The organism is Variovorax sp. GW458-11-26-14-LB1, assembly GCF_059423965.1.
Genome location: NZ_JBWKYW010000027.1, coordinates 44,696 through 70,477, shown reverse-complemented (window position 1 = coordinate 70,477; position 25,782 = coordinate 44,696). Strand labels below are relative to the sequence as shown.

General features: G+C 69.2%; 23 protein-coding genes and 1 tRNA gene. 10 read left to right on the top strand and 14 right to left on the bottom strand.

Annotated elements, in window-relative coordinates; genetic code table 11:
* The first annotated feature begins 233 nt into the window (after positions 1 to 233).
* Genes AC07YS_RS18600 through AC07YS_RS18590 form a run of 3 tightly spaced genes read left to right on the top strand, consistent with a single transcriptional unit; the run spans position 234 to position 4,654 of the window.
* Positions 234 to 980 carry a response regulator transcription factor gene (locus AC07YS_RS18600; protein ID WP_062474555.1) on the top strand — a complete coding sequence of 249 codons (747 nt, stop codon included), beginning with the start codon at positions 234 to 236 and terminating at the stop codon, positions 978 to 980.
* Entirely contained in the window at positions 980 to 2,272 is a 1,293-nt protein-coding gene (locus tag AC07YS_RS18595; RefSeq protein ID WP_495268767.1) for a FecR family protein, read from the top strand. Before AC07YS_RS18600 ends, AC07YS_RS18595 begins: the two co-directional genes overlap by 1 nt.
* A 15-nt stretch (positions 2,273 to 2,287) precedes the next feature.
* On the top strand, positions 2,288 to 4,654 hold the full coding sequence (locus AC07YS_RS18590) for a CHASE2 domain-containing protein (RefSeq protein ID WP_495268768.1): 2,367 nt from the start codon (positions 2,288 to 2,290) through the stop codon (positions 4,652 to 4,654).
* A 207-nt stretch (positions 4,655 to 4,861) separates the two neighbouring features.
* On the opposite strand, the gene AC07YS_RS18585 is transcribed toward AC07YS_RS18590, so the two are convergent.
* Both AC07YS_RS18585 and AC07YS_RS18580 read right to left on the bottom strand, forming a co-directional pair.
* Positions 4,862 to 6,091 (bottom strand): CaiB/BaiF CoA transferase family protein, encoded by a 1,230-nt coding sequence (locus AC07YS_RS18585; protein ID WP_495268769.1) that lies wholly within the window; start codon positions 6,089 to 6,091, stop codon positions 4,862 to 4,864.
* Positions 6,092 to 6,095: 4 nt separating this feature from the next.
* On the bottom strand, positions 6,096 to 7,067 hold the full coding sequence (locus AC07YS_RS18580) for a Bug family tripartite tricarboxylate transporter substrate binding protein (RefSeq protein ID WP_495268770.1): 972 nt from the start codon (positions 7,065 to 7,067) through the stop codon (positions 6,096 to 6,098).
* A 100-nt stretch (positions 7,068 to 7,167) separates the two neighbouring features.
* On the opposite strand from AC07YS_RS18580, the gene AC07YS_RS18575 reads away from it, so the two are divergent.
* From AC07YS_RS18575 to AC07YS_RS18565, 3 genes are all read left to right on the top strand, one after another.
* A complete protein-coding gene (locus AC07YS_RS18575; protein WP_495268771.1) occupies positions 7,168 to 8,067 on the top strand; it encodes a LysR family transcriptional regulator in 900 nt (299 codons plus the stop codon).
* A 68-nt stretch (positions 8,068 to 8,135) separates the two neighbouring features.
* Positions 8,136 to 8,579, top strand: coding sequence for an SRPBCC family protein (locus tag AC07YS_RS18570; protein ID WP_495268772.1), 444 nt, complete (start codon positions 8,136 to 8,138; stop codon positions 8,577 to 8,579).
* 69 nt (positions 8,580 to 8,648) lie between these two features.
* The gene (locus AC07YS_RS18565) at positions 8,649 to 9,455 is read left to right on the top strand and encodes a transglutaminase-like domain-containing protein (protein WP_070060310.1); all 807 of its coding nucleotides are present in this window, start codon (positions 8,649 to 8,651) and stop codon (positions 9,453 to 9,455) included.
* 32 nt (positions 9,456 to 9,487) lie between these two features.
* Here the strand turns inward: AC07YS_RS18565 and AC07YS_RS18560 are convergent, their stop codons facing one another.
* The 3 genes from AC07YS_RS18560 to AC07YS_RS18550 are packed head-to-tail and all read right to left on the bottom strand — an operon-like array spanning position 9,488 to position 15,518.
* Entirely contained in the window at positions 9,488 to 12,898 is a 3,411-nt protein-coding gene (locus AC07YS_RS18560) for an efflux transporter outer membrane subunit (protein ID WP_495268773.1), read from the bottom strand.
* Positions 12,886 to 14,208 carry a hypothetical protein gene (locus AC07YS_RS18555; protein WP_495268774.1) on the bottom strand — a complete coding sequence of 441 codons (1,323 nt, stop codon included), beginning with the start codon at positions 14,206 to 14,208 and terminating at the stop codon, positions 12,886 to 12,888. Before AC07YS_RS18555 ends, AC07YS_RS18560 begins: the two co-directional genes overlap by 13 nt.
* A 32-nt stretch (positions 14,209 to 14,240) precedes the next feature.
* Positions 14,241 to 15,518, bottom strand: a complete 1,278-nt coding sequence (locus AC07YS_RS18550; protein WP_495268775.1) for an HlyD family secretion protein — start codon at positions 15,516 to 15,518, stop codon at positions 14,241 to 14,243.
* A 690-nt stretch (positions 15,519 to 16,208) separates the two neighbouring features.
* Here AC07YS_RS18550 and AC07YS_RS18545 point away from each other — a divergent pair.
* The 3 genes from AC07YS_RS18545 to AC07YS_RS18535 all read left to right on the top strand — a co-directional run bounded on the left by AC07YS_RS18545 (position 16,209) and on the right by AC07YS_RS18535 (position 17,806).
* Positions 16,209 to 16,634 carry a CBS domain-containing protein gene (locus AC07YS_RS18545; protein ID WP_062480639.1) on the top strand — a complete coding sequence of 142 codons (426 nt, stop codon included), beginning with the start codon at positions 16,209 to 16,211 and terminating at the stop codon, positions 16,632 to 16,634.
* Positions 16,635 to 16,704: 70 nt separating this feature from the next.
* The gene (locus AC07YS_RS18540) at positions 16,705 to 17,289 is read left to right on the top strand and encodes a BPSL1445 family SYLF domain-containing lipoprotein (protein ID WP_495268776.1); all 585 of its coding nucleotides are present in this window, start codon (positions 16,705 to 16,707) and stop codon (positions 17,287 to 17,289) included.
* A gap of 61 nt (positions 17,290 to 17,350) precedes the next feature.
* Positions 17,351 to 17,806, top strand: a complete 456-nt coding sequence (locus AC07YS_RS18535) for a DUF6841 family protein (RefSeq protein WP_495268777.1) — start codon at positions 17,351 to 17,353, stop codon at positions 17,804 to 17,806.
* 29 nt (positions 17,807 to 17,835) lie between these two features.
* Here the strand turns inward: AC07YS_RS18535 and AC07YS_RS18530 are convergent.
* The 9 genes from AC07YS_RS18530 to AC07YS_RS18490 form a co-directional block, all read right to left on the bottom strand.
* Positions 17,836 to 17,909: transfer RNA gene (locus AC07YS_RS18530), tRNA-Gly, on the bottom strand.
* A 52-nt stretch (positions 17,910 to 17,961) separates the two neighbouring features.
* Positions 17,962 to 18,645: a DUF1780 domain-containing protein gene (locus tag AC07YS_RS18525; protein WP_495268778.1), complete on the bottom strand. Its 684-nt coding sequence runs from the start codon at positions 18,643 to 18,645 to the stop codon at positions 17,962 to 17,964.
* Between the two features lie 193 nt (positions 18,646 to 18,838).
* A complete protein-coding gene (locus AC07YS_RS18520; protein ID WP_495268779.1) occupies positions 18,839 to 19,501 on the bottom strand; it encodes a hypothetical protein in 663 nt (220 codons plus the stop codon).
* Between the two features lie 217 nt (positions 19,502 to 19,718).
* Entirely contained in the window at positions 19,719 to 19,955 is a 237-nt protein-coding gene (locus AC07YS_RS18515; protein ID WP_487847188.1) for a hypothetical protein, read from the bottom strand.
* 50 nt (positions 19,956 to 20,005) lie between these two features.
* Positions 20,006 to 20,230, bottom strand: coding sequence for a hypothetical protein (locus AC07YS_RS18510; RefSeq protein WP_062472399.1), 225 nt, complete (start codon positions 20,228 to 20,230; stop codon positions 20,006 to 20,008).
* A 152-nt stretch (positions 20,231 to 20,382) separates the two neighbouring features.
* Entirely contained in the window at positions 20,383 to 20,658 is a 276-nt protein-coding gene (locus tag AC07YS_RS18505; protein ID WP_492695732.1) for a hypothetical protein, read from the bottom strand.
* 112 nt (positions 20,659 to 20,770) lie between these two features.
* On the bottom strand, positions 20,771 to 21,547 hold the full coding sequence (locus AC07YS_RS18500) for an alpha/beta hydrolase family protein (protein ID WP_354347656.1): 777 nt from the start codon (positions 21,545 to 21,547) through the stop codon (positions 20,771 to 20,773).
* The gene (locus AC07YS_RS18495; protein WP_495268780.1) at positions 21,531 to 22,706 is read right to left on the bottom strand and encodes a DUF3182 family protein; all 1,176 of its coding nucleotides are present in this window, start codon (positions 22,704 to 22,706) and stop codon (positions 21,531 to 21,533) included. Before AC07YS_RS18495 ends, AC07YS_RS18500 begins: the two co-directional genes overlap by 17 nt.
* Positions 22,707 to 22,713: 7 nt before the next feature.
* Positions 22,714 to 22,989, bottom strand: a complete 276-nt coding sequence (locus AC07YS_RS18490; RefSeq protein ID WP_495268781.1) for a hypothetical protein — start codon at positions 22,987 to 22,989, stop codon at positions 22,714 to 22,716.
* A gap of 244 nt (positions 22,990 to 23,233) precedes the next feature.
* On the opposite strand from AC07YS_RS18490, the gene ligD reads away from it, so the two are divergent.
* Complete coding sequence (gene ligD, locus AC07YS_RS18485) at positions 23,234 to 25,768, top strand: DNA ligase D (protein WP_495268782.1); 2,535 nt, start codon at positions 23,234 to 23,236, stop codon at positions 25,766 to 25,768.
* Positions 25,769 to 25,782 lie beyond the last annotated feature (14 nt).

The window sequence follows — 25,782 nt, the reverse complement described above, 5'->3', positions numbered from 1 at the left end:
TGATCGGAGCGCCGGGTGGCGCTACAGGGGGCGGATGATGTCGACGGCCTTCGAGGGTCGAAGGGCCGGCGTGAGGTTTGGTCAGATTTGCGGCCAGCTTTAGGCTGCATTTGTGAATTTCTTTACTACTTCATAACCATCGCCAACAATGTTGCTAACGTTCACGCTACGGAATTCGTCAGATTTCGGGTGTGGATTCACTGTCAAAATTGCCGCCGCCACCCCTGGAGTCCATGCGCATCGCCATCCTTGAAGACGACCCGAACCAGCTCTCGCATCTCGTGCGGACACTCGAGCAGCTGTTAACAATTGGCGAGACGAATGTGACCTGCATCACGTTTTCGAACGGGTCGACCTTGCAACAGGCACTGCGGCGCGAAAGCTTCGATCTGCTGGTGCTCGACTGGAACGTGCCCGGCTTGGCCGGCGTCGAATTGCTGCAGTGGCTGCGCAAGTGGCAGACCGACAAGGTGCCGGTGCTCATGCTGAGTTCGCGCGCTTCCGAGCACGACGTGGTGCAGGCGCTGAACCTCGGCGCCGACGACTACATCGTCAAACCCTTCCGACCGCTCGAACTGCGCGCCCGCGTGCAGCGCCTGATGGCCCGGCGCGTGCCGCTGGCACCGTCCGACGGCGAGCGCTTCGGCCGCTGGGAGTTCGAACGGGTGTCGCAAAGCGTCCTGATCCACCCGGCCCCCGGCGACGACGCCGCGCCGCAGCGGCACGCCCTCACCGACCGCGAGTTCAAGCTCGCGCTGACGCTGTTCCAGCACATGGGCGACACGGTGTCGCGCGCGCATCTGCTCGAAAGCGCCGGCTACAGCAACGAAGAGCTGCCTTCGCGCACGCTGGACAGCCACATCTACCGGCTGCGCAGCAAGCTCGGCCTCGAAGCCGAAAGCGGACTGAGCCTGCGCACGGTGTACGGCCGCGGCTACCGGCTCGAGGCCACGCAACACGCACCGCAGGCGGATTCCTGATGGCGACGACGCACCCAACCCCGTTCCGCCCGCACCGCCTCCTGGCCTGCGCCGCGCTGCTCGTCGCCACGGCGGCGGGCGCGCAGTCGCCGCACGTGGTGAAGCCGGGCGAAACCCTGTGGGGCATCTCGGGCCAGCAGCTGGACACGCCGCTGCGCTGGCCCGAAGTGCAGCAACGCAACCAGGTGGGCGAGCCGCGCCTGTTGCAACCGGGCACGGTGCTGTACTTTGCCGACGGCCGGCTCGTGCCCGAGGGTGCGGCAGTGGTCACTGCGGTCGAAGGCCGGGCCTCGCGCAAGCGCGCGGGTGTGCCTGAACAGGTCCTCACGCCCGGCCTGCCGATCCAGGCCGGCGACACGCTCATCACCGGCACCGATGCCTTCGTGACCTTGGGCGTGGCCGGTGGGAGCCGCGTCGTGCTGCCCTCGCGCAGCGCGCTGGAGGTGCTGGCCATCGATGCCAATACGGTGCGGCTGCGGCTCATCGAAGGCCGCGTCGAATCGCAGGTGCACAAGCAGCAGCCGAACCAGCAGTTCGAGATCCGCGCGCGGTCGATGGGCCTGGGCGTGCGCGGCACGCACTTTCGCGTGCGCGACGAAGACGGCGTGCTGACCGGCGAAGTGATTTCGGGTGAAGTGGTGGTGCAGCGCACCGCACAGTCCGAACCGCCGCTCGTGCTGCGCGAAGGCCGCGGCGCGGTGCTGCTGGAGAGCGGCCCGTCGCAAGCGCAGGGGCTGCTGCCGGCGCCCCAGCTGGTGCCCGAAACGACGGCGCGCAACGATCGCACGTTCCGCTTCACGCCCGTTGCGGGCGCGCAAACCTACCGCCTGCAACTGGCGCGCGACGAGCGCTTCCTGCTGCCGGTGTACGAACAACGCGGCCCGGGACCTTCTTTCACGGTGCCGGCGGAACTGCCATCGGGCCTGTACCAGCTGCGCCTCACGGCCTTCGATGCCGCCCGGCTCGAAGGGCTGCCGGGCGACGGCACGGTCTACCTGCCCACGGTCGAAGGCGGCGCGAGCGGCCAGAGCACGTCGACCGCACTGCCCGACGGGCGCGTGGAGGTCCGCTGGCCGGGCATCGCGGGCCAGCGCTACACCTTCGAACTCGCGCGCAGCCCCGACTTCGCCGTGCTGCTGGTGAACGAGCCCGCGGTCTATGCCACCGGCATGACGGTCGGCCCCTTCGCGCTCGGCGGGCGCTACCACTGGCGCGCGCGCCAGGCCACCCCCGACGGTGCTGCGTCCGCAGCGACCGGTTTCGGCGGAAGCTTCGACATTCCGGCGCGCTGAAGCGGGGCCACGCGCATGCGCCTCGTCGTCGAACGCCTGCTGATGGCGCTGCTGCTGCCGCTGGCCATGCTCGGCCTGGCGCACCGCCCGGGCCTGCTGCAGATGGATGCGTACATCCACGACCGCCTGCTGATCCTGGCCTCGCACCGGGCGTCGGCCGACATCCTGATCATCGCCATCGACGAGCACAGCCTGCGCGAACTCGGGCGCTGGCCCTGGAGCCGCGCGACCCACGCGCGCCTGCTCGAACGGCTCGCGCCGGCGGCGCCGCGCGCGGTGCTGCTCGATCTCTTCCTGACCGAGCCGAGCGCCGACCCGCGCGAAGACGCGCACCTGGCGCGGGCCATGGGCCTGCTGCCCGTGTACCTGCCGCTGCTGCATGCGAGCCCCCTGGCTTTCACGAGCCACGAATGGCCGGGCTTCCTGCCGCCGCTGCCGGACTTTGCCGCCCAGGCCCGCGGCGTCGGGCATGCCGGCCTCGCGCCCGACACCGACGGCGTGGCACGCACGCTGTACCTGCTCGAGGGCTATCCGAACCAGCTGCAGCCCTACGTGGGCGCGCTGATGGCGCATCGCGTCCCGCCGGCCGTGGTCGACCCCGAAGCGACGCCGGTCGACTGGCTGCGCCAGAGCCCCCTGCGCCTGCTGTTCGCCGGCCCGCGCGGCAGCTACCGCACCGTGCCCTACGTGAGCGTGCTGCGCGGCGAAGTGCCCGCCGAACTGCTGCGCGACAAGCTGCTGCTCGTGGGCGCCACCGCGCCCGGCCTCGGCGACCAGACGCTCACGCCCAACGCCGGCATCCGCGGCGTGCTGCCCGGCGTGGAGGTGCATGCCAATGCCATCGACAACCTGATGCACGGGCGCAACGTGAGCGTGTCGCCCCCGCTGTGGCATGCGGCCTGGACCGTGGTGCCGCTGTGGCTCGCGCTGTGGCTGCTGGTCCGGCGGGGCCGGCACGCGCTGCCGATCGCCGCCGGCCTCGCGAGCGCGTGCCTGCTGATCAGCAGCGTCGCCATGCTGGTGTGGCACCACTGGCTGCCGCCTGTCGCGCCGATGCTCGGCCTGGCCATCCTCTACCTGCTGTGGAGCTGGCGCCGTCTCGAATCGCAGTTCGTCTACCTGCGCAAGCGCGCGCAGGTGCTCGACGCCCTCCCCGGCGGCACCTTCGAAGTCATGCCGGCCCGCTCGCCGGCGCCCGCCGATCCGGCGGAGCATCCCAAGCAGGCGCTCGACCGCGCCATTGCACGCCTGCGGCGCATGCAGCAGCTCATGGACAAGGCCATGCAGGCGATGCCGGTGGCCATGCTGATCTGCGACGAAGAGGGGCGCATCGGGTCGGGCAACGCGGCGGCCTTCCGGCTGCTGGGCGGCGATGCCATGCCATCGCACGACGACGATGGCATGGCACCGCCCGCGCTGCGCGGCGTGCGCCTGCCCGAGCTGATCGCGCCGCTGGCCGTGCCGCCCGCCAACGGCACGCCGGCCCGCACGGATGCCGCCCACTGGACCGACCGGCTGCAGGGCGAATACACCACCCCCGACGCGCGCGTGTTCCGCCTGGAGGCCGCGGCCTTCAGCGGCAACGCGCCCGAAGACCGGGGCTGGGTCGTGATGCTGCCCGAGCTCACGGCCGAGCGCGAAGCGCAGCGCCAGCGCGACGAATGGCGCCAGTTCCTGTCGCACGACCTGCGCAGCCCGCAGGTCACGATCCTCAGCATCCTGTCGATGCACCCCACGGCCGATGCCGACATGCGTTCGGCCATCGGCCGCGAAGCCGAGCGCACCCTGGCGATGGCCGAGGGCTTCATGGACTTCGCGCTCGCCGAATCGGACGACTACCGCTTTGCGGACACGCACGTCGGCGCCGTGCTGCTCGACGCCAGAGACCAGGTGTGGCACTACGCGCAGTCCCATGGCGTGCGCGTCGAAGCGCGCATCGACGACGCCGCCGGCGACACGATCCTGCGCGCCGACGGCGCCTTGCTGACCCGCGCCATCGTCAACCTGCTGAACAACGCCATCCGCCACAGCCCCTCCGGTCGCCGCGTGGAATTGGGCATGGCCATCGAACCCGGCACCGACGGCGCGGACGCGGCCAGCGTGCGGATTTCCGTCAGCGACCAGGGCTCGGGCATGACGCCCGGACAGCTCGACGCCCTCCTCCACGCGCCGCGCGGCCGGCGCGCGCCCACCGCGCCGGAAGCCGCGCCCGGCGAGACCAAGGGCACGGGCACACGGCGCATGGGCCTGGGCTTTTCCGTCGTGCGCGCGGTGGTCCAGAAACACAACGGCACCCTGGGCGCGGACAGCGCGCCCGGTGCCGGCACCACCGTCTGGCTGCGGCTGCCCCTGCCCGGTTCGCGCCCTAGCACATCGAAGTGACGGGTTTTCCAATCCCGATGGGGACAATGTTGTGGAAAACCGTGTGCGCAGCGCGCGAAACCCTTGCCCGGCGGGGCCTGCAACACGGTGCCTGCGAAACAGGCAGCGACGCTGAAAAACCTGGAGAAATATTTTTCTCGGCGTTTTCGCCACACTTTCGGCGGCGAATCGGGACGCGCCGCAGCCCCGGCGGGACCACCGCGGCGCTCAGTCCGAGGGCTCGCTCGCCGCACCGTCGGCGAGCATGGCCGCGATGGTCGGCGCCTCCAACCCGGCTTCGGCCAGGAGGCGGCGGGTGTCCGCGCCGCGACGCACCGGCGCGCGCAGCGAAGGTGACAGCGGCTCGCTGGACGTGAAGCCGATGCCTGGCACCGGCACCCGTCGCGCGCCGTTCGGCAAGGGCAGTTCCACGTGCGGCCAGTCGCGCGCCATCTGTGCCGCCGCCTGTGCGGGGCGCATCACCGGCGTGGCGGGCACGCCGTGGCGGGTCAGCTGCGCATCCCATTCGGCCGTGGTCCTTCCACCCAGCGCCTGGCCCAGCAGCGCCTGCGCGCGCGGCACATCGCGCTGCTCGGCGGCTTCGTGCAGTGACGACAGCAGCGAGGCGTCCGTGCCGGTTTCGCGCAGCGCGTTCAGCAGCCCCTTCGCCTGGTCGGCCGCATTGCAGACGATGGCCAACTGGCCGTCGGCCACCTCGAAGGTGCCCGACAGGGGGCTGCCGGAAAACGCGGTCGATGCGCTGCGCGGCATCTCCATGCCGCTGACCAGCGGCCCCGCGTAGGTGGGCGCCATCAGCGTGAGCGCCGCGCCCATCATCGACACCTGGAGCCATTCGCCGCGCACGCGCGCCTCGCCGTTCGGTCGGTCGCGCCGGTAGAGCGCGCTCATCACCGCCAGCACCGCCTGCTGGCCCACGGCGTAGTCGACCAGCGGAAAACCCACGCGCTGCGGCTTGCCGTCGCGGTCGGCGTTGGCCGCCATCAGCCCGCTCGCGGCCTGGATCACGTGGTCGTAGGCGCGCCGGTCCGATGCGGGGCCGAAGCCGGTGATCGAGCAGACGACCAGCTGCGGATGGCGCGCGATCAGTTGCTGCGGATCGAAGTCGAGCGCCGCCAGCTTGCCGGGTCGGAAGTTCTCCAGCAGCACATCCGCGCTGCCGATCAGTTCGCTCAGCGCCTGTTTGGCCCGCGGGTCGCGCGCATCGATGGCCAGCGAGCGCTTGCCCGCGCCCTGCGTCACGAAGGTCTCGCCCAGTCCGAGCGCGGTCAGTTCGGCATCGAGGCCCTTGGCGCGAATCATGTCGTCGCCGTCGGCGCGCTCGATGCGGATTACCTCGGCGCCGAGCAGGCCGAGTTGGTAGCCGGCGAAGGGGCCGGCCAGCACGTGGGTCCAGTCGATGACGCGCAAGCCGGCCAGGGGTGTGGAGGTCGATGTCATCGCGTCACTCCGGCTTGACGCCACTGTTCTTCACATAGCGCGCCCAGCGGGCGATCTCTTCCCTGGCGAAGCGGCGGCCCTCTTCCAGATTGAACGCCAGCGGCTGCGTACCGCTGCTGGCGCGCAGTTGCACCGACTCCGGCGACGCCGACGATTTGCGGATGGCCGCATGCAGCGTCTCGACGATGGGCGCGGGGGTGCCCGCGGGCACGAACACGGCGGTCCATCCGGTGATCTCGAAATCGGCAATGCCTTGTTCGCGGAACGTGCCGACGTCCGGCGTGGCCGGATAGCGCCGCGCGGCGGCCACGGCCAACGGCTTCAGCTTGTTCCCGTCGATGAAGACCTTGGCCACCGACGCGTCGGAGAACGCGAAGTCGATGTGCCCGCCGGCCAGGTCCGCCAGCGATTGCGGGTTCGACTTGTAGGGAACCGTGACGGCGTCAATGCCCGCCGACTTGCGAAAGATCTCGCAGGCCACCTGCGTCACCGCGTTGCCGCTGCCGCACCTGAGCGCGTTCGGATGGGCCTTGCCGTAGGCCATCAGGTCGGCCAGGTTGCGCCACTTGGCGTTGGCCGCGACGTACAGCGAGATCGGGCTGCTGCCCAGGCCCGCCACCATCTCGAACGACCCGGGTTCATAGCCGAGCCTGGCCGGGAAGAACGAGAAATTGACGGCGTTGGTCGTGGCCGAGCCGATCAGCAATGTGTACCCATCGGGCTTCGCGCGCGCGGCCGCCGCCGTTCCCAGCGCACCGTTGGCGCCTTGCCTGTTGTCGACGATGACGGGCGTCTTCAGGATGTCCGTCAGGTCCTTGGCCAGCACGCGCGCACCGATGTCGGTGCCGCTGCCCGCGGCGAACGGAACCACCAGCGTGATGGGGCGCGAAGGATAGGCCGCTTGTGCGCAGGCCGAGGCAGTCCCCAGGGCCCACAAGGCGCACAGGGCGCCCAGGAAGAAAGAACTGCGAAGCATGATGGGTGTGTCTCCTGGTGGTGTCCGGGCTGAACGATAGGTTGCCGCCCGGCGCGCAGCAACCTACATTCCGTGGCGACCTTTTCCACTTTGGAAAACCATGAACTTGAACGACCTCCATCTGGCCGTGGTGATCGCGCGCGAAGGCGGGCTGAGCCATGCCTCGGCCTGCCTCGGCATTTCACCCGGCACCCTGAGCAAGGCCGTGACGCGGCTCGAGCGCGCCACCAAGGTCAAGCTGTTCGAACGGCTGGCCCGGGGCATGCGCCCCACCGAGCTGGGCCAGGCCTTCCTGAAGCGGGCGCAGCGCATCGACCTGGACGCCACCGACCTGCATGCGGAACTGCGCGACCTGCGGCAGGCGCGCGCCGGCGTGCTGCGCTGCGGTGTCGGCGACGGCATTCCCGACCGCTGGGTGCTGCCGGTGGTGGCCGCGCTCATCGAGCGCGGGATCCGCGTGGACCTGTCGGGTGGCAACTCCGACTCGCTCACGCGGGCCGTCGCCATGGGCGAGCTGGAGTTCGCCCTGACCGGCCTGCACAAGAAGCCGACGGCCGCGCTGGCATGGGAAGGCCTGCGGGACGACCCGTTGCTGCCCATGGCGCCGATCGGCCATCCGCTGGCGCGCACCCGGCGCGAGGTGGGCTGGGACCAGCTCGCGCAGGCGCGGTGGATCGTCATGGCGCCCGGCACCTCGACGCACACCGAGTTCGAGGCGAACTTCCGCGCGCACCGGCTCGACCCGCCCGCGCCGGTGGGCACCTCGCGTTCGTCCCAGCGCGAGCTGGCGTTGGTGCGCTCGCTGGGCGCCTTGATGCCCGTGCCACGCTCGGTCCTGAAAGAGCCGCCGGTCGCGGCGCAGTTCGTGCCGGTCAGCCCCGACGGCGGATGGCGATCGACCCGTCGCGTGGGCATCGTGCGGCGCGCCGGCGGCTACCTCAGCCCCTCGGCGTTGCAAGCCATGGAGGCGCTGGAAGCCATCCTGCGCAAGGAGCGCTGACGGCTGGAGACGCAAGGCATGGCGCGCCGCGTGCGTTAGGCTCCACGATCCCTTCAACCCCTCCTCCCATGCACATCGAAGAACGCATCCACATCGCCGTCCCGCCCCGGGTCATCGACCGCATCTGGAGCGAGGTCGACCGATGGCACCTGTGGGACCCGGACACCAAGCAGGCCCGGCTCGACGGCCCCTTCGCCGTGGGCACCAAGGGCCGGATCGTTCCGCAAAAAGGCATGGGCGTTCCGATGGTGGTCACGGAGCGCTCCGAGGGCCGGTCGTTCACCGCGCAGGGCTACATCCCCCTGTTCCGCATGCACTTCAGGCACACGGTGTCTGCAACGGACAGCGGCTCGGACGTGGTGCACCGCGTGTGGTTCACCGGCGCCCTGGCCTTCCTGTTCGGGCCGGGCGTCGCCAAGCAGGTTCGACACGGACTGCCCCGGACCATGCGGTCGCTGAAGGCCTACGCCGAGCAGCGCCACGCCACGTCGGGGTCCGGCGACGCCCCCTGAAAGCCGCCGCGCGCTGGCATCGCACCGCGAATTCCAGCGCGCTGGCGAATGAAGGCGCATCATGGGCCGATGAACATCCAGCTCGGTTTCGAGATCGCCTACCAGTTTCCCCGGCCGACGCCGATGATCCTGGCCCTCAGCATTCACTACTCGCGCGCCTCGGACCTCCTGCGCCCGGACCACCTGCTCACGAAACCGGCCGTTCCCACCACCGCGTACCGTGACCTGTTCGGGAACTGGTGCACGCGCCTGGTCGCCCCCGCGGGCCGCTTCGTGCTGAGCACGGACACCGTGGTCCACGACAGCGGCGCACCCGACATCGTCGTGCCCTCGGCGCCGCAGGTGCCGGTGGAGTACCTGCCCGAGTCCACCCTGCTCTACCTGCTGGGCAGCCGGTACTGCGAAACCGACCTGCTGTCCGACTTCGCCTGGCAGCGCTTCGGCAACGGCCCGACCGGCTGGGGCCGCGTGCAGGCGGTGTGCGACTTCGTGCACCAGCACATCGAGTTCGGCTACCCGCATGCGCGGCGCACCCGCTCGGCGTTCGAAGCCTTCAAGGAAGGGCAAGGCGTGTGCCGCGACTATGCGCACCTGGCCATCACGCTGTGCCGCTGCCTGAACATTCCGGCCCGCTATTGCAGCGGCTACCTCGGCGATGTCGGCACCCCGCCGCCGCACGGCACGATGGACTTCGCGGGCTGGTTCGAGGCCTTCCTGGGCGACCGCTGGTACACCTTCGACGCGCGCAACAACGTGCCCCGCATCGGCCGCGTGCTGATCGCGCAAGGGCGCGACGCCAGCGACGTCGCACTGTCCAACACCTTCGGGCCCAACGAACTGGATGGGTTCAGGGTGTGGTGCGACGAGGTGCAGTGAACTGAATCGCCGCTCTTCGCCGACGCCACGCACTACGCGCTGCCCCAGCCCCCGCCCAGCGCCTTGTACAGGTTCACGGTGTTCACCGCCGCCTTGAGCTGCAGTTCGATCAGCTGCTGCTGCCCGGTGTAGAGCTCGCGCTGCGCATCCTGGCTGGAGAAGTAGTCTTCCATGCCGCTGCGAAAACGCGTGCGCGAGATGCCGGCCACCTTCTCGAGCACCTGCACGCGCGCCTGCTGTGCCTCCAGCTGGGGCTGCAGGTGGTCGCTGGCGATCAGCGCGTGGGCCACCTCGCGAAAGGCGACCTGCGCCGCCGATTCGTAGCCGGCCATCGCGGCGGCCAGCCGCTCTTCGCTGGCGCTCACGTTGGCCGACCGGCGGCCCCAGTCGAAGATCGGCAGCGACACGCCCAGCACGCCGGCCCAGCTGCTGTTGCCGCTGCTGAGCAGGGTCGACAGCTCCTTGCTGACACCGCCGGCCAGCGCCGTGAGCGAGATGGTCGGCAGCATCGCGGCCTTGGCCGCGCCCACGCCGGCGTTGGCGGCCTCGACGCGCGCGTAGGCCGCGAGCAGGTCGGGCCGCCGCTGCAGCAGGCTCGACGGCAGGCCGGCCGCGACCTGCGCGGTGGAGCGCTCGGGCCAGGGCCGCGCGCTGCCCGTCTCGGGCGGCACGGGGCGCCCGACCAGTACGTTGAGCCACTGCAGGTCCTGCGCGACACGCATGCGGTATTCCTCCTGCCGCACGCGCGCGGTCTGCAGCAGCGACTGCACCCGGTACACGTCGAGCTGCGCGGCGCCGCCCACGGCGCGGGCGCGACCGATCGTGTCGGCATTGGCGTTCAGCGCGGCCTCGTTGGACTCGGCCAGCGCGAGCAAGGCACGGTCGGCGCGCAGCGTGAGGTAGGCGTTCGACACCTCGCCCACCAGGTTCATGCGCGCGGCCGCGTGGTCCTTGTCGCCGGCCTCGGCGAGCGCGCCGCTTTGTTGCGCGGTGCTCTGCTGCCGGCCGAAGAAATCGAGCTCGTACGACATCACGCCCGCCTGCACGTCGAAGCTGTTGGACACGCGCCCGTCCGATGGCAGGTTGCCGACCGGGCTGAGCGAGCCCTGTGGCGTGGTCTGCGCGCGCTGGGCATGGGCCGACAGGCCCAGCGCCGGGAACAGCGAAGCGCGGTTGCCCGCATAGTTCGCGCGCGCCTCGCGAGCCTTCGCGGCATAGGCGCGCAGGTCGCGGTTCTGCTCGAGCGCGGTGGCGATCAGGCCGCGCAGCTCCTCGTCCTGCACGAAGCTGCGCCAGTCCACGGGCTGCGCGCCCGGCGCCGTCGTGCCCGCAGGCCATTGCGAAGGCACCGTCAGGTCGGGCTCCTTGAGCGGCGGCGTGAGGTTGCAGCCGGTCGTCACGAGCACGATGCACACCGCCAGCACCGCGAAGAGCAGGCGCAGCGACAGACGCGCGAAGCCCGCGCCCGGTGCGCGCATGCCCGCACTCGCGAACAATGCCGACGCCGCCTGCCAGGGCCGCACCTGCACGGCCACGTGGCTCGGCGGCACGTTGAACACGTGGCGCACCAGGTCTTCGCGCTGCGCCTCGGTGGCGGCGAACTTCAGCTCGGCGCCCGCCCTGCCGCGCGCGGCAAGATGGGCCGGCAGCCAGCCGACCGGCTCGACATGCACCTCCAGCGGCTGCCCGACGCGCAGGCGCTTCAGCGGCCCCCGGCCTTCGAGCAGCGCGCCGTCGGCCGCGATGTTAACGAAGCGCGACTCGCCCTCGCCCGCCGCCGTGCGCACCCGCGCCCGCGCGCGCCAGGGAAAGCGCTCTTCCTGCTGCGGACGCGGCAGGTCGACGCAGGCCATGAGCGCGCTCAGGCACAGCACCAGCGCGATGCCGGTCCACACGAGGTTGAGCTGGTCGCCCGGCGTGAGCGCCTCGCCGCCCAGGGCCGCCATCGCGGCCGCGCCCTGCAGCGCGACGAGCAGGCCGCCGAAGACGGCCACCAGCTTCCAGTGCACCACCGTGCGCGAGCGGTCCAGCCCCTTGGCCGTCACCTTGAACGGATGGCCGAAGGGCTTCAGCATCGCGCGCGCCAGCGTGCCGCTCACGGCCATCGCCGCCACCAGCTGGCTCACCTCGCTGAACACGGGCAGGCAGCGCCGCTGGCTGACCCAGTAGCTGTAGGCCCAGAACATCACGAGCGACGGCAGGCCGTAGGCCGCGAAGGCCTGCGGCGTGGCATGGAAGGCCGAGACGCCGGCATACCAGTACATCGCCGGCGCCAGCAGCACCAGCACCATGAAGGGCTTGCCCAGCCAGTGCAGCAGCCCGTGCAGGAAGTGCATCCGCGCCGACAGGCTGTAGCCCGGGCCGCGCAAGGGCCCGTCGGGCAGCAGCGCGAGCTGCACGGTGCCCAGGCACCAGCGGCTGCGCTGGTTGATGTAGTCGATGATGCTCTCGGCCGACAGCCCGTTGGACAGCCGCTCGCCCAGCCAGCGCGTGATGCGGCCGTGGCGCAGCAGCAGGTAGGTGGTGTGGATGTCTTCGCACACGCTGCCCACCGGGAACCCGCCGGCCTCGGTGATCGCGTCGCGCCGCACGATGAACGAGGTGCCCACGCAGAACGCCGAATCGACCGCGTCCTTGGCGGGCTGCAGCACGTCGAAGAACACGCGCTGCTCGTCGACCCAGCTGTCGGTGGCGCGCAGGTTGTGCTGGATGGGGTCGGCGTTGTAATAGAACTGGGGCGTCTGCACCAGCCCCACGCGGCGGTCTTCGAACAGGCCGAGCATGCGGTAGACGATCTGGCGCTGCGGCGCGAAGTCGGCGTCGAGCACGAGGATGAACGGCGCGTCGGTCACGCCCGCGGACAGGCGCAGGCCGTTGTTGAGATTGCCGGCCTTGGCGTGGCGGTTGTCGGGCCGCCGCGCATAGTGCACGCCGCGGCGCTCGCAGTACGCGCGCAGCCAGTCGCGCCGCGTGTCGTCGAGCACCCAGACGTTCAGCCGCGGGTAGTCGATGGCCTGCGCGGCGATGATGGTCTTCTCGAGCACGGCCAGCTCTTCGTTGTAGGTGCAGATGAAGACATCGACGGCCGGCACCTCCTCGCCCCGCGCATGGCGTTCGCGCAACGCGGCCTCGCCCCGGTCGGCCTGCGCGCGGTTGTCGCGGCGCCGCATGAGCATGTGGATCGACATCAGCGTGTAGACGATGGCCGTGAGCTCGAAGCCCAGGAACACCCAGGCGAACAGGGTTTCGAAGCCCAGGTCCGAGGGCGGCATCGTGGCCACGATGCGCCAGACGGCGTAGCGCAGCAGCAGCAACGCGGTGAGCGCGCCGAACAGCACGCGGTGGGTGACGCGCTCGACCCTGGCCCAGGTCATGAGGAGCAAGGCGAGCCCCCCGACCAGGGCGTTGAGCTGGAATTCCGGTGTGGCGATCAGGCTGGACATGAGGGGACTTCCGATGCGGCGGTCTTGCCGGTGAAGGGGTTGAAACCCGTGGCGGCCAGGGCGATCCAGGCGGTCGCGCCCAGGTGCGGCCAGCGGTAGTAGAAGAAATCGGCGCCGGTCGAATCGGGGCCGATGGCCAGGCCGGTGGCGATGCGCGCGCTCGGCGTGGCGTAGTACAGGCCGTTGCCGGCGCGCTGCGAGGCCAGCAGCTGCCACAGCGCCTCGGGCGCCGCGCCCTTGCGGGCCACCAGCGTGGCGGCGGCCTGCGCGCTGCCTTCGGTCCAGATGCCGTCGGGCTCGCGCGAGAAACCGTAGCCCGCGCCGACGCGGTGGTGCTTCTCCACCCAGTCGAGGCTGCGCACCCAGGCGCAGGAGCCCTCGGGCGCCGCGAGCACCGGCCACAGCTGCGCGTCGAGGCCGGAGCCTTCGGTGGAAATCGTGGCGCCATCTTCCTTGGTGCCGATGTGAAAGCGCTGCTCCGACGGGTTCCACATGCGGCCCACGAAGTCGAGCGCGGTGCGCGCCTGCCTTTGCTCCGCCGCGTCGGGCTGGCCGTCGGCGCGCACCGCGCGTGCGGTCCACGCCGCCGCCATGGCGATGTCCAGGTTGTGCTCCGTCGACTTCCAGGTCTGCGCGCGCTGCGCGTGGTCCCAGCCGTGGCGTCCGCCGTTGTAGCCGTCGGGGCCGTTCCGGGCGCGCGTGTTCTGTTCGGTCCAGGCCAGCAGCCGGCGCGCGGTCGCCAGGTAGGCGGGCGTGGGTTCGGCCTGGTGCAGGTTCAGCAGCAGCAGCGCGGCCCAGGCCACGTTGCCGGTGGCGGTGCTGACCTGGTAGGCATCGGCGATCCACTGCTTGCGCCCGGCGTCCCAGCGGCCGGGCAGCGCGGGCTTTTCCTCGGTGACCGGCCCGGCGCGGTAGGCATTGCGCACGCGCCCGTCGGGCATCGTCTGGTCGTGCGCCACCGCCCGCACCACGGCGTCGCCGATGCGCCGCGCGGCGGCGCGCTCGCCGCACGCCAGCAGCGCGATGCCGGCCAGCGCGTTGTCGTAGGTGAAGCCGGCGCCCGCCAGCGCAGGCTCGAACGGCGGCTCGCCCTGTGCGTTCGCCAGGCGGTAGCTGGTCAGGAACAACGGCCCCGACGTCGCGCCGCCTTGGTCGTGCGCGACGGCGCGCCGCAACCCGTCGCAGCTGTCGCGCGCAAGGGCCTTCTGCGTGGCACCGGGTGAAGGAGCAGCCGCAGCAGCGATGCCGACGAGCGCCATCGATGCGGCGGCGCACCGTGCCACGGCACGGAAAGAAAAAGGGATCGGCATGGCGTTCTCGGTGGGCTGCGCGACATGCTTTCTCACGCCTTGGCGAGGCTGGCCGAGACCACCTTGCCCGGCACGCACAGGGTCTGGCGGCTGCCGTCTTCCGAGGGCGGCGGCTCTGGCGCCTCGATGCGCGCCACCGCATAGATCGAGCCCTGCTCGGCAAAGGGGAAGGGCACGCTGTACGTGCTCTGCAGTGCATCCGAGGCCACGGGCAGCAGCTGCTCGACGCGCGCCTGCACGTCGACGTTCTGCGCCACCTTCACGTCGAGCTTGGAGCCGACGCTCAGGCGCTTGGCCAGCCGCGCGGGAAACACGGCGACCACGCCGATCCGGCTGCAGTCGGTCACGCGCACCAGCGAGGAGCCCGCCGTGACATACGCGCCCTCGGGCGCCAGCACCGTGTGCACCATGCCGGGCTGGCTCGCCTTGACCTCGTAGGCGGCGAGCTTGTCGACGCGGCGGCGTTCGTCGTCCTCGAGCTGCGTGATCTGCGCGAGCTGCTTGACGATCGCGGTGCCGTCCTGGCGCGCGCGGTCGCTGCTGTTGCGCAGCGCTTCACGCCGGCTCGCGAGCGTCTGGAACAGGCTGTTGCCGCTGGTGCCGACGAAGGCGCCCTGCCCCGCGCTCGCCACCGTCTGCGCCTGTCCCGCGAAGGCCTGCTCGGCCACCGCCGCATTGGCACGCGCGGTGCTCAGCTGGGCCTCGGACGCGTTCATCACCTGTTCGCTGATGGCGCCTTCTTTCAGCAGCGCTTCGTTGATGCGCACCTTGTTCTCCTGCTCGGCCACCACGCTGTGCGCCACGTCGCGCTGGCGCTGCGCGATCTCCCACGCGTCCCAGGTCTGCGCCAGCGAGGCCTGGCGGGTCACCTGTGCCTGCTGGCCGATGGAGCGCATCTCCTGGCTGTCGGACTTGTACTGGTTGCCCAGCTGCGACAGCTGGCTCTGCAGGGCCAGGCGCTGCGTGGTCAGCGTGGTGAGGATCTCCTGGCTGACGGTCGGGTTGCGCACCGTGGCCACCACTGTGCCGGGCGCCACCGCGTCGCGCGTGCGCACCGCCATCTGCGTCACCACGCCGTTGATCGGCGACGTGACGATGCCGACCGGCGCCTGCAGCACGGCCCGCGTGGCCTGCGAGGACAGCAGCGGCTCGACCAGCGTGGCCACCATCAGCCACAGCACGAAGGCCAGCAGCGCATAGGCCGCCAGCTTGGGAACGAAGGCGCCCCGCTGGCGCCGGGCACGTCCGGCACCCGGGGCACGCGGCCGGCCCGGTTCCGACGGAAAAGGAATGGGTCTGGACACTCGCATAACCACCTCTTGGAAACATCGACGGCATGCCGGCGAACGGCATGCCGTCTGGTGAAGAAAGAGACTCGAATCAACCTCCCGACCCCTCGGTCCGCGCCTTCGATTTTTCGTGCTGCGGTGCAATAAAGGTACGCCCAAAGCGCGGCCCGTCCTGCTTCCGGGCGAAACAAGATGTGCGAACTTCACATCTACTTTTCGGCCGCGGACCGGGCGAAGTCCTACATAGGTGTTGCGGCGGTGGGGGTTGACACGGGCTGGGCGTGTGGGCACGCGCGGAACAGCGCGTGATCGCGTTTGTCTCGAAGGCCCGCGGGCATGGCGCAGGGCGAGGTCCGATGAAGCGGCCCCCTGCGCGCGCGGCGTCGAGAACGCGGCTTCGGCGTCGCGTTCAACAGGCCGTAACGATATTGCCGCGATTGGTCACAGCCGCCGCGGGGGCGATGTGGCGGGCACGCATCAGCGACGGTCATCAACCCCGGTGAGCCCGATGCCCTTCGCGACATGGGGACACGCCCAGGCTGCGGCATGCGCGCGTTCTTCCTTTGCACCACCGGCTTTTCGGCGGTTGTCCTACACCTTGGGCCGCGCAGAAGACTAGACCTGTACCTGCGCCGGTTCAGCGCCGTGCGCACCCCTTTTCCTGCCATGAACCACGGCCGCCCAACTTACTTTTTCTTCAAAGGATTCCAGATGCGAAAAGTCAACGCTGTGATGACCCGCGATGTCGAGGTCATCAGTCCCGACGCCACCCTCGCGGAGGCCGCCAGGCGCATGCGCGACGGCGACTTCGGGATGATGCCGGTGGGCGAGAACGACCGCATGATCGGCGCGATCTCGGACCGCGACATTGCCGTGCGCGGCATCGCCGAAGGACACGACGGCAACGCCAAGGTGCGCGACGTCATGTCGGACGGCATCCGCTGGGCCTACGAGGACGACGCCGTCGATCATGCGGCGCAGCTCATGGCCGAGCACCAGATCCGGCGCCTGCCCATCGTCAACCGCGACAAGCGGCTGGTGGGCATCCTGGCGCTGGCCGATGTCGCGGTGAAGGAGCCCAAGGTCAAACCGGCCGCCGAGGCGCTGTGCGGCATCTCGCAACCCGTCGAGGCCTGAGAAGGTCTGACCAGGCGAGGTCCTTCACCCCGATTCACTGCCCCTTCCCTTTCTTCCTGGAGGACTTGCCATGCACGTCGCACCTTTCCACCTGTTCGCAGCCGCCGCCATCGCGGCGAGCCTCGCCGTGACCGGTTGCACGGTCACCCGCCCCAGCGGCGCGGCGAACGACATCCCGGCCTCGTCTGCATCGGCCATCGATGCCCAGGTCGATGCATCGCTGGCCCGCCTCTATGACACCGTCGCCGGTTCGCGCGCGCTCGTCGCTGGCGCGCAGGGCGTGCTGGTCTTCCCGTCCGTGGTGGGCGGAAGCTTCGGCATCGGCGCCGACTATGGCCGCGGTGCCCTGCGCAGCGGCGGCCGCACGCAGAGCTACTACAGCACGACCGCCGGCTCCATCGGCTTCCAGGCCGGTGCGCAGTCGAAGGCCGTGTTCTACGTCTTCACGTCCAGGGAGGCGCTGGACAAGTTCCGCCAGAGCCGGGGCTGGACGGTGGGCGTCGACGCGACGGTGGCGCTGGCACGCTACGGTGCCAACGGCGTCGTCGACAGCAGCACCTTCCGGCAACCCGTGGTCGCTTTCGTCATGACCAATGTGGGCCTGGAGGCGGGTGCGTCGGTGCAGGGTGCGAAGGTCACCGAAATTCGACCTTGATGCGGGCATGGCATGACGGGCATCCGGTCGGAAACGCCATCGACAAGGAGTGCCCGCCATCATGCTCAACGGAGCCGAAGCCCACCCGATCCAATCCGCGACGCGCGCGTTGTTCGACCGCTATGAGCGCGAATTCAATGCGGGACTGACCGGCGAAGCCGACCTCGAGGCCGTGGCGGCGCTGTACGCCGCGTGCTTCGTTGCCGCCTCGCCCGCCGGCGTCTTCACGGGCAAGAACGATGAAGAACTCAGGCGCGTGTCCGCGAAGGGGTTCAAGCATTACCGCGACACCGGCGTGCAGCGGATGCACGTGCGCAACCTGGACATCTCGGCCATCGACGATTTGCACGGGCTCGCCCGCGTGGCGTGGAGAGCGATCTACAAGGTCGACGGCGCACAGAAGGTGATCGACTTCACCAATGGCTATCTGGTGCGGCTCGAGGGCAGCACCGCGAAGGTGTTCGGCTGGATCACCGGCGATGAGGCCGAGGTGCTGCGGCAGCACCGCATCGCTTGAGAGGCCGCCGGGCGCCGAGGAATGTTGGCTGGAGCGGGTGAAGGGAATCGAACCCTCGTCAGTTGCTTGGGAAGCAACAGCTCTACCATTGAGCTACACCCGCAGCAGGCGCGGATTCTAACGTCAGTCCAAAAGACGCCTGAACTCAGGCACCTTCACAGCGATTCCCAGCGTTTGCGGACAACACCCATGTTCTCGATCAGGAACGCAGGCGCATCGAATCGACAGTGGAAAACCAAACTCTGCTGCGTGTCGACAACCGCAGATACGGACCGCCATCCATGGCCCTCAAACAACTGCGGGCTAGGCATTGGACCGTCCTCAAACCAGTGCTTCAGCTTATTGATGTAGAAGAGCAAATCGATAGTTGCGCGCTGCCCAAACAGATAGCGTTTCTGATCAAGTCGATTGAGTTCTTCAAGCACGAGAACCCCCGCATCCGTGGGCGTGAGATCCTCTGCCGTGTACATCTCTGCGGGGGCCCGCCCCTCTTTGGCTGTTGCACGGAGCCGGGCGGCTTTGACCTCGTCATGTCGACGTCGTCCTGAATCCAGGATTTCCTTCACTTCGAAGCGGGCATCGCGAAAGACCACGTCGGGAGGATCGCTCTTGAGGGCGAATATCTCTGACTCGTCAGCGCCGAAGTGAAGATTGGTCAGAAAGTCGACAGTGACGTTCCACTCGCGCCAGCTTTTGAAGTCTCGCGCAAATCGATCGTCATCCTCGCCCGGAGGGTCGGGGATGTATCCATCGGGAGGTGCAATCGTTGTCATCCGGTGAAGTATCACTCTTCGCCGCAAGGACGGCTCGGCATGCACCGAGCCATTCTGCTTGTTCACCGTCCGATGAGTTCCTTCACGATCGTCGATCCGCTCAGAGCCGCTAAATGGATGACGAATTGCCAGCCTCTTGCCCTGTGCTCAGGCATTGGATTCCCCCATCCCACTGCCGTCCAGCATGTGCTTCAGGCGCCCTTCGGATAGAAACGCGGCCACGTAGCTGGCGTCCAGCGACAAGTGCAATGGAATGGACCTACTCGCCCATGTCACTGAAATCGAGCGGAGGAGCGGAAACGCGAGGCCCACTCTCACTATGAATCCACTCGTAGAGTTGATGCCTCAACTTGAGAGCATTAAGGGCATCGTTCACGCGCTGCTCTCGAGCCTCTGCAGCAGCGGCTCGCTTCGACGAAACAAGGTTCACGCCCCATAGTTGTTTCAAGGCCATATGCGTGTACGAAAGCTCACGCTGAATCGTCAGCAAATCTTTAAGAAGCTCGGGCGGGATATCTTTCCCAACCAGCGTTTGCAGGGTGGCAAGCAAGTCAGTGACCCGCTCCGTCCGGAGGCGAAACGCTGCTCCAACATTCGCGCGAAGCTTCCCTGCGATATAGCCCATGGTTTGAGCAGCCTCGTCGCATGCTAGGTAGCAAGAACGCGCGATTGCGAGTCGGGATTCCCTGTGCCGATGACCCTCGTCCTTCTTTTGCTGCCGCTGTTGCCGCAGCGGTATGGCAACTGCCACACCAATCGCCGCGACGGATCCCACCGCCTGCACCCAAGCTGGCGCAGCCGACCCCAGGAAGCTCGCGAACCAAGACCAGCCCCCGGCGGCTATCAGCCCCAACGACACCAGTAGCAACGCGAGTCCAGAGGCACCAAGTGCCGAGGCCCATTCGGGTCCTTCTTCCTTCATCTCCGCCTCCATCATTTGATGGGAGGGAGTATCGCTGGCTCAATCCTCAAGATCCAATTGATGCCCAGCCCGAGGGTGCCCGAGCGTCTGGCCACGAGGACTCCGTATCTCTCCTGGTACGCACAGCTCCGGAAGCAAATCAACCTGTGGGGGGCTGGAAAGCCAAACTCATGGATTTGATGCGTCGAATTCAAGAGAAAAAACTGTGACGCGAATACTAGTTCGCGGCGAGCAATTCGAAGGTGCCTTTCGTGCCCACGCTGGCACCGGAACTCCACAGCCTGAATTTGGCCGCCCAGAGATCGAGACTGTTGCCTGCTGGTACGGGGATATCGTTTACGTGGAGTACGTCAGATCCCGTATTGGAGAACCGGTAGAGCATCGCCCGAGGGAGTCCTTGAACGGGAATGAACTCTCCTGCGGGCTCCAGATGAAACGTTCCTGCGATCGTCATGCGCGCTCCTTGGTTGGAAGGCCTGAGTATGCCGACCAAAGCGCAATAGCTCAGGTCTGCAGCGCATCCCTTCGCAGCCGCAGCGCCGCACGCCCTTGCGGCGTGATGAGCAGGACGACAGCGACGCGCGGGCCCGTGCCGCTGGCGGCCGGTGGCAGCACGGCTTCGATGAGGTGCGCGGCGACCAGCATGGTCGCGCAGTGGATGTCGGCTTCGTCGCGGACCGCCATCGGGAACGACGCGTCTTCGATGCGCTCCAGAAAGTCCATGGGCATGGGAAGGCTCCTGAGGAAACGAGGCGCAGTCTAGGTCGTTGCGCCCCCGAAAATGCGGGCCGGATAGGTTGCTTTTGTAACCAAATCGACAGGTCGCACGGTGCGAGCGCCGTGCGAGAACTTTCGCCCGACAGCGCCTCGCCACCCGCGTCTCAGCGCGGTGCATGCATCCGTGCGAAATCGCCGCAGGCCAGCACGATGGGCCCGCGCGGATCGGCCCGAAAGCGCGCCACCGCCGCCGCCGAAATCACGTCGAAATGCCGCTTGCAGGCATGCAGCGTGTGCTCGCCGATTTCCTTCGCGCCGAGCGCATCGTGCAGCACGTCTTGCGAAATCTGCGCCAGCACGCGCGCGCCGTCGGGACCGTCGGGGTACACGGCGAAACGCACCGTGGCCGTATCGAAGCAGTAGATGCCTTCGAAGTCCATCTCTTTGTCTCCGTCACCATGGGGTCAGGATTCGGCGCGCGCGACGCGGCGCATGGTGATGGACTGGCGCGCATGTTCGGGAAGGAAGCGGCCTACAGCTTCGGCGCGTGCCTCAGGCCGAGCCGCTCGACACCGGCCTGGTGAGCGTCGACGTCGCCTTGGCGCCCAGCGTCATCTCGGTGATCCACGACACGAGCAGCGCGCCATAGGCCTGGCGCGATTCCAGGCGCGACAGCGCGTGGTCCGCGCCGGACAAGGTGCGGTAGGTCGCCGAGCGCACGCGCTTGAAGGCGGCGAGGTAGTTCTCGATGACGGGGTGCGGCACGGTCTGGTCGTCTTCCGATTCGACGATGAGCACGTCGCCGGTGAAGGCTGCGCAGGCCGCGAGCGCGCGGTTGTCGTCGGGCCCGACCAGCGTGCGGCGGTAGGCCACGAGGTCGGAGCGGCTCAGCAGGCCCTTGGGCGTGTCCCACTCGCCGTCGCGGTACAGCGCGGGCGCGCGCAGCGCGAGCCAGCGCACGGGCCGCATCGCGCTGACGAGCGCGGCCAGGTAGCCGCCGTAGCTGCTGCCGACGATGGCCACGGCCGCGGGGTCGACGGTCGGGTGGCCCACCAGCGCGTCGTAGGCGGCGAGCACGTCGCGCAGGTTGTCTTCGCGCGTCACCTGCTGGCGCAGCCCTTCATGGCGCGCATGGCCGCGCAGGTCGAAGGTCAGGCAGACGCAGCCAAGCGCTGCGATCTCCTGCGCGCGCTTGAGGTACTGCTCCTGGCTGCCGTCCCACCCGTGCACCAGCAACACGCCCGGCACCATGCTGGACGCGGCGAACAGCGTGCCCTCGATGTGATGGCCGTCCACGGGAATGTCGATGGAACTATGGCGTGTCGGCATGCGGGGTGGCGGTGGTTTCGATCACCGTGTATTTGCACAGCGGCCCGGTTTCGGGGTCGTTGCCCTGGTAGGCCACGATGGCGCCAGCGGGCACGCGGGCGGCCTCGCCGTACACCTCGAAGCAGGACGCGTGCACGCGCTGGCACGCCGGGTCCTGGTGGAAGGCTTCGAGCGCCGCGATCTCTGCGCCGGTGGCGCCACCGACGCGCCACGACTGCTCCAGCACGCCCGAGCGCCAGTCGCCCTGGCCGTCGAGCCCTTGCGCCACGTCGTAGTTCACGCGCGAGGCGAAGAAGTCGGGGTAGCAATCGATCACCGCGCGGTGGTAGCGCCGGGCCTGCTCGATCGCGCGGCGCAGCGGCGGCAGCGGATCGACGCGGGCCAGCAGCGCGTCGAAGTCGCCGCGCACCAGCAGCAGGTCGGAGCCGCCGTAGACCTCCTGCCCGGCGTTGTCGCGCGTGAGGCGCTGTTCGCCGCAGTAGCTGACGAGGCGCTGCGCCACGATCAGTTGCCCGACGCTGTAGGTCTGGGGTTGTTCCAGGTTGGTTTCGAGCACGAGGCCTTCGGTGGCGATCGCGCGGTCGCCCATCGCATCGAGACAGCGCTCGAGCGCATCGATGCCGTCGACCACCTGCTGGCCGCGCCCGCCGGTCGCCGTCACGGGCTTCAGGCGCACGCGGCCGATGTCGAGCAGCGCCCTCCCCGCAACGCGCGCCTCGTCCAGGCTGAAGCAGGTGAAGCCGGGCAAGGCGGCATCGGCGATCTCCACCGCGATCCGGGCCGACCAGCCCAAGGGCCGCACGGCGTCGGGGCCGATGAGCGGATGGCTGATCGCCTTGGTGGCGACGAAGGCATGCGGCACCACGCCGCCGAAGAGGTCGTCCACGCCGGCGATGCCCATGGCGCGCGCCTGGTGCGGATCGGTGAGCGTGTCGCTCGGCACGAAGTAGAGCAGGTCCGGCCCCGGTTGGCTGGCGTCGTAGGCGCCCGCGAACGCCCAGCCCTGGAGCGCCGCCAGGCGCTGCGCAACGTTGGCGCGCGTGGCGTGCTCGTGTTCGCTGCAGTAGCCCTGCGGACGCACGTCCCAGGTGACGACGCGGCGCGTGGCCGGGCCGGTGGCGGGTTCCGCGGCCATGACGGTGTTCAGGCGCAGGTCCATCGGAGCCTCAGGCGTCGGCCTTCTTGTTCTCGTCCTTCTTGTCCTTGTCCGCATCGCCCGATGGCAGCTTGACCTTCGTGACGGTGACCGACACCGGGTCGCTCGCCGGAAAGGACTCTTCCACGCCGCTGTCGAGCGCTTCTTCGCTGGACGGTTGCTCGGTCGGCTTGGCGGCCTCGGTGGGTGGCTTGCCGTGGTTCTCGGACGTGGGAAACGGAAACTTCTCCGGCGGGTTCTTGTCCGGGCTCGCCGGCTTCGGGTCGGGGGTCTGCTTCGAAGTCATGGGGTCTCCTTGGTGCGATGCACACGGGCTCACATGGCTGCCTCCTCCGGGTTGGCGGCTGCAGTGCCTTCATGTTCTGCGGATCGCGCGGCGCGCCGGTCGGAGGGCACAGCGCCTGCGCGTGGGACCCGTCTGGCACCCGCCTGACCGTTGCCCCGTCCTCGCGCGCGTGCGGCCTTGGCCCACACGAAGACCGGGCACCTGGCCGATGCGGCGCGGCGCGAATGCGGGCACACCAGAGGCCATGGCCCGTTCCGACACGCCCCTCGCAACCTACCAGGCGAAGCGCGACTTCGCCGTCACCGACGAACCCGCCGAAGGCGGCAAGGCCCGGCCACACGCGCCCGCGTTCGTGATCCAGAAGCACGCGGCGCGGCGGCTGCACTACGACTTCCGGCTCGAACTCGACGGCGTGCTGGTGTCGTGGGCCGTGCCCAAGGGGCCGAGCCTCGACCCCGCGCACAAGCGCATGGCCGTGCATGTGGAAGACCACCCGCTCTCGTACGCCGGCTTCGAGGGCACGATTCCCGAAGGCCACTACGGCGCGGGCGACGTCATCGTGTGGGACCACGGCACCTGGGAGCCCGTGGGCGATCCGCGCAAGGGCCTGGCCGCGGGCAAGCTCGCGTTCCGGCTGCACGGCCAGAAGCTCGAAGGGCTGTGGGAACTCGTCAGGATCGCCAAGGGCGGCGAGCGGCAGGCGCCCTGGCTGCTGTTCAAGAAGCGCGATGCCTTCGCGCGCTCGCATGCCGAGTACGACGTGGTGTCCGCGCTGCCCGACAGCGTGGCCGGGGCGCGCAAGACCGCCAAGGCCAAGGCCCAAGCCTTGCCCGCCTTGCCCGCAACGGGCGCGGTGAAGGCACGCCTGCCCGCCAAACTTTCACCGCAGCTCGCGACGCTGGCCACCGGCGTGCCCGAAGGCGCACCCGGCGACTGGATCTTCGAGATCAAGTTCGACGGCTACCGGCTCATGGCGCGCATCGGCAACGGCAAGGCACGCCTGCTCACGCGCGGCGGTCACGACTGGAGCGCGAAGCTGCCGAAGCTGGTGGCCGAGCTGGAGCGCCTGGGCATCGGCAACGCCTGGCTCGACGGCGAGATCGTCGTGCCCGACCAGAACGGCACGCCCGACTTCAACGCGCTGCAGAACGCACTCGACCGCGAACGCGCCGACCCCATCGTGATGTTCCTGTTCGACGTGCCCTTCTTCGAGGGCTTCGACCTGCGCCACACGCCGCTCGCCGAACGCCGCCGGCTGCTCAGGCAGCTGATGGACGCGCGCGCCACGCGCCGCCTGCGCTTCAGCAGCGACTTCGAGGCCGATGTCGACTCGATCCTGCAATCGGCCTGCCGCATGAACCTCGAGGGCGTGATCGCCAAGCGCGCCGACGCGCCGTATGTCTCGCGCCGCAGCGACACCTGGCTCAAGCTCAAGTGCATCCGGCGCCAGGAGTTCGTGGTGTGCGGCTACACGCTGCGCACCGACAGCCCGACGCGCATCGGCAGCCTGATGCTGGGCGTGCACGCGAAGAACGGCGAGCTGGTGTCGGTCGGCGGCGTCGGCACCGGCTGGAACGACCGCGAGGCGCGCGACATTCGCCGCCAGCTCGCCGCGCTCGATACCGACCACGCGCCGTTCACCGGCGGCGAGGCCAAGCCCGGCCGCCGCCGGCCGGGCGGCACGCGGCACTGGGTGAAGCCCAGGCTCGTGGCCGAGGTGCGCTTCGCCGCATGGACGCCGGACGGGCAGATCCGCCACGCGTCCTTCGTGGCGATGCGCGACGACAAGCCGGCCTCGGAGATCGTGCATGAAGAGCCTCGCGACATCGCACCTGCCCCTCGCGAAAAAGGCACGAAGGCCATGAAGACCTCATCGAAGAAATCCGCCTCCACCGTCGGCGGCGTCGCCGTGAGCCACGGCGAGCGCGTGATCGATGCGGCCTCGGGTCGCACCAAGCTCGACCTCGTGCGCTACTACGAATCGGTGGCCGACGACATGCTGCCGCACCTGAAGGGGCGCCCCTGCGCGCTGGTGCGCGGGCCGCAGGGCGTGGGCGGCGAGATCTTCTTCCAGAAGCATGCCGAGAAGGTCCACATCGCCGGCGTGAAGCAGCTCGACCCGGCCCTGTGGCCCGGTCATCCGTCGATGCTCGAGGTCGGCACGCGCGAAGCCCTGCTGAACGCCGCGCAGTTCAACGTGATCGAGTTCCACACATCGAACGCGACCTCGACGCACTTCGACCGGCCCAACCGCATGATCTTCGACCTCGACCCGGGCGAAGGCACGCCGTGGGCGCATGTGCAGGAAGCCGCCTTGCTGATGCGCACGCTGCTCACCGAACTGGGGCTGGTGTCGTGGCTCAAGACCAGCGGCGGCAAGGGCCTGCACGTGGTCGTGCCGCTGCGCATGCATTACGACAACGACACGGTGAAGGCCTTCTCGCGCGCCATCGTGCAGCACATGGCCCACGTGATTCCGTCGAAGTTCGTGGCCAAGAGCGGGCCGTCGAACCGCGTCGGCAAGCTCTTTGCCGACTACCTGCGCAACGGCGTGGGCGCGACCACCGTGGCGGCCTACTCGGCGCGGGCGCGGCCGGGCATGGGCGTGTCGATGCCGGTGCGCTGGGACGACCTCGCCGGCCTCAAGAGCGGCGCGCACTGGACCATCGCCACGGCGCGCGAACACCTGTCGTTCCAGTCCGAAGACCCCTGGGCCGACTACTGGACCACGCGCCAGCCGCTGGGCGAGGCGATGAAGCGGCTCGGCTTCAAGCGATAGCCACGAACCCACGA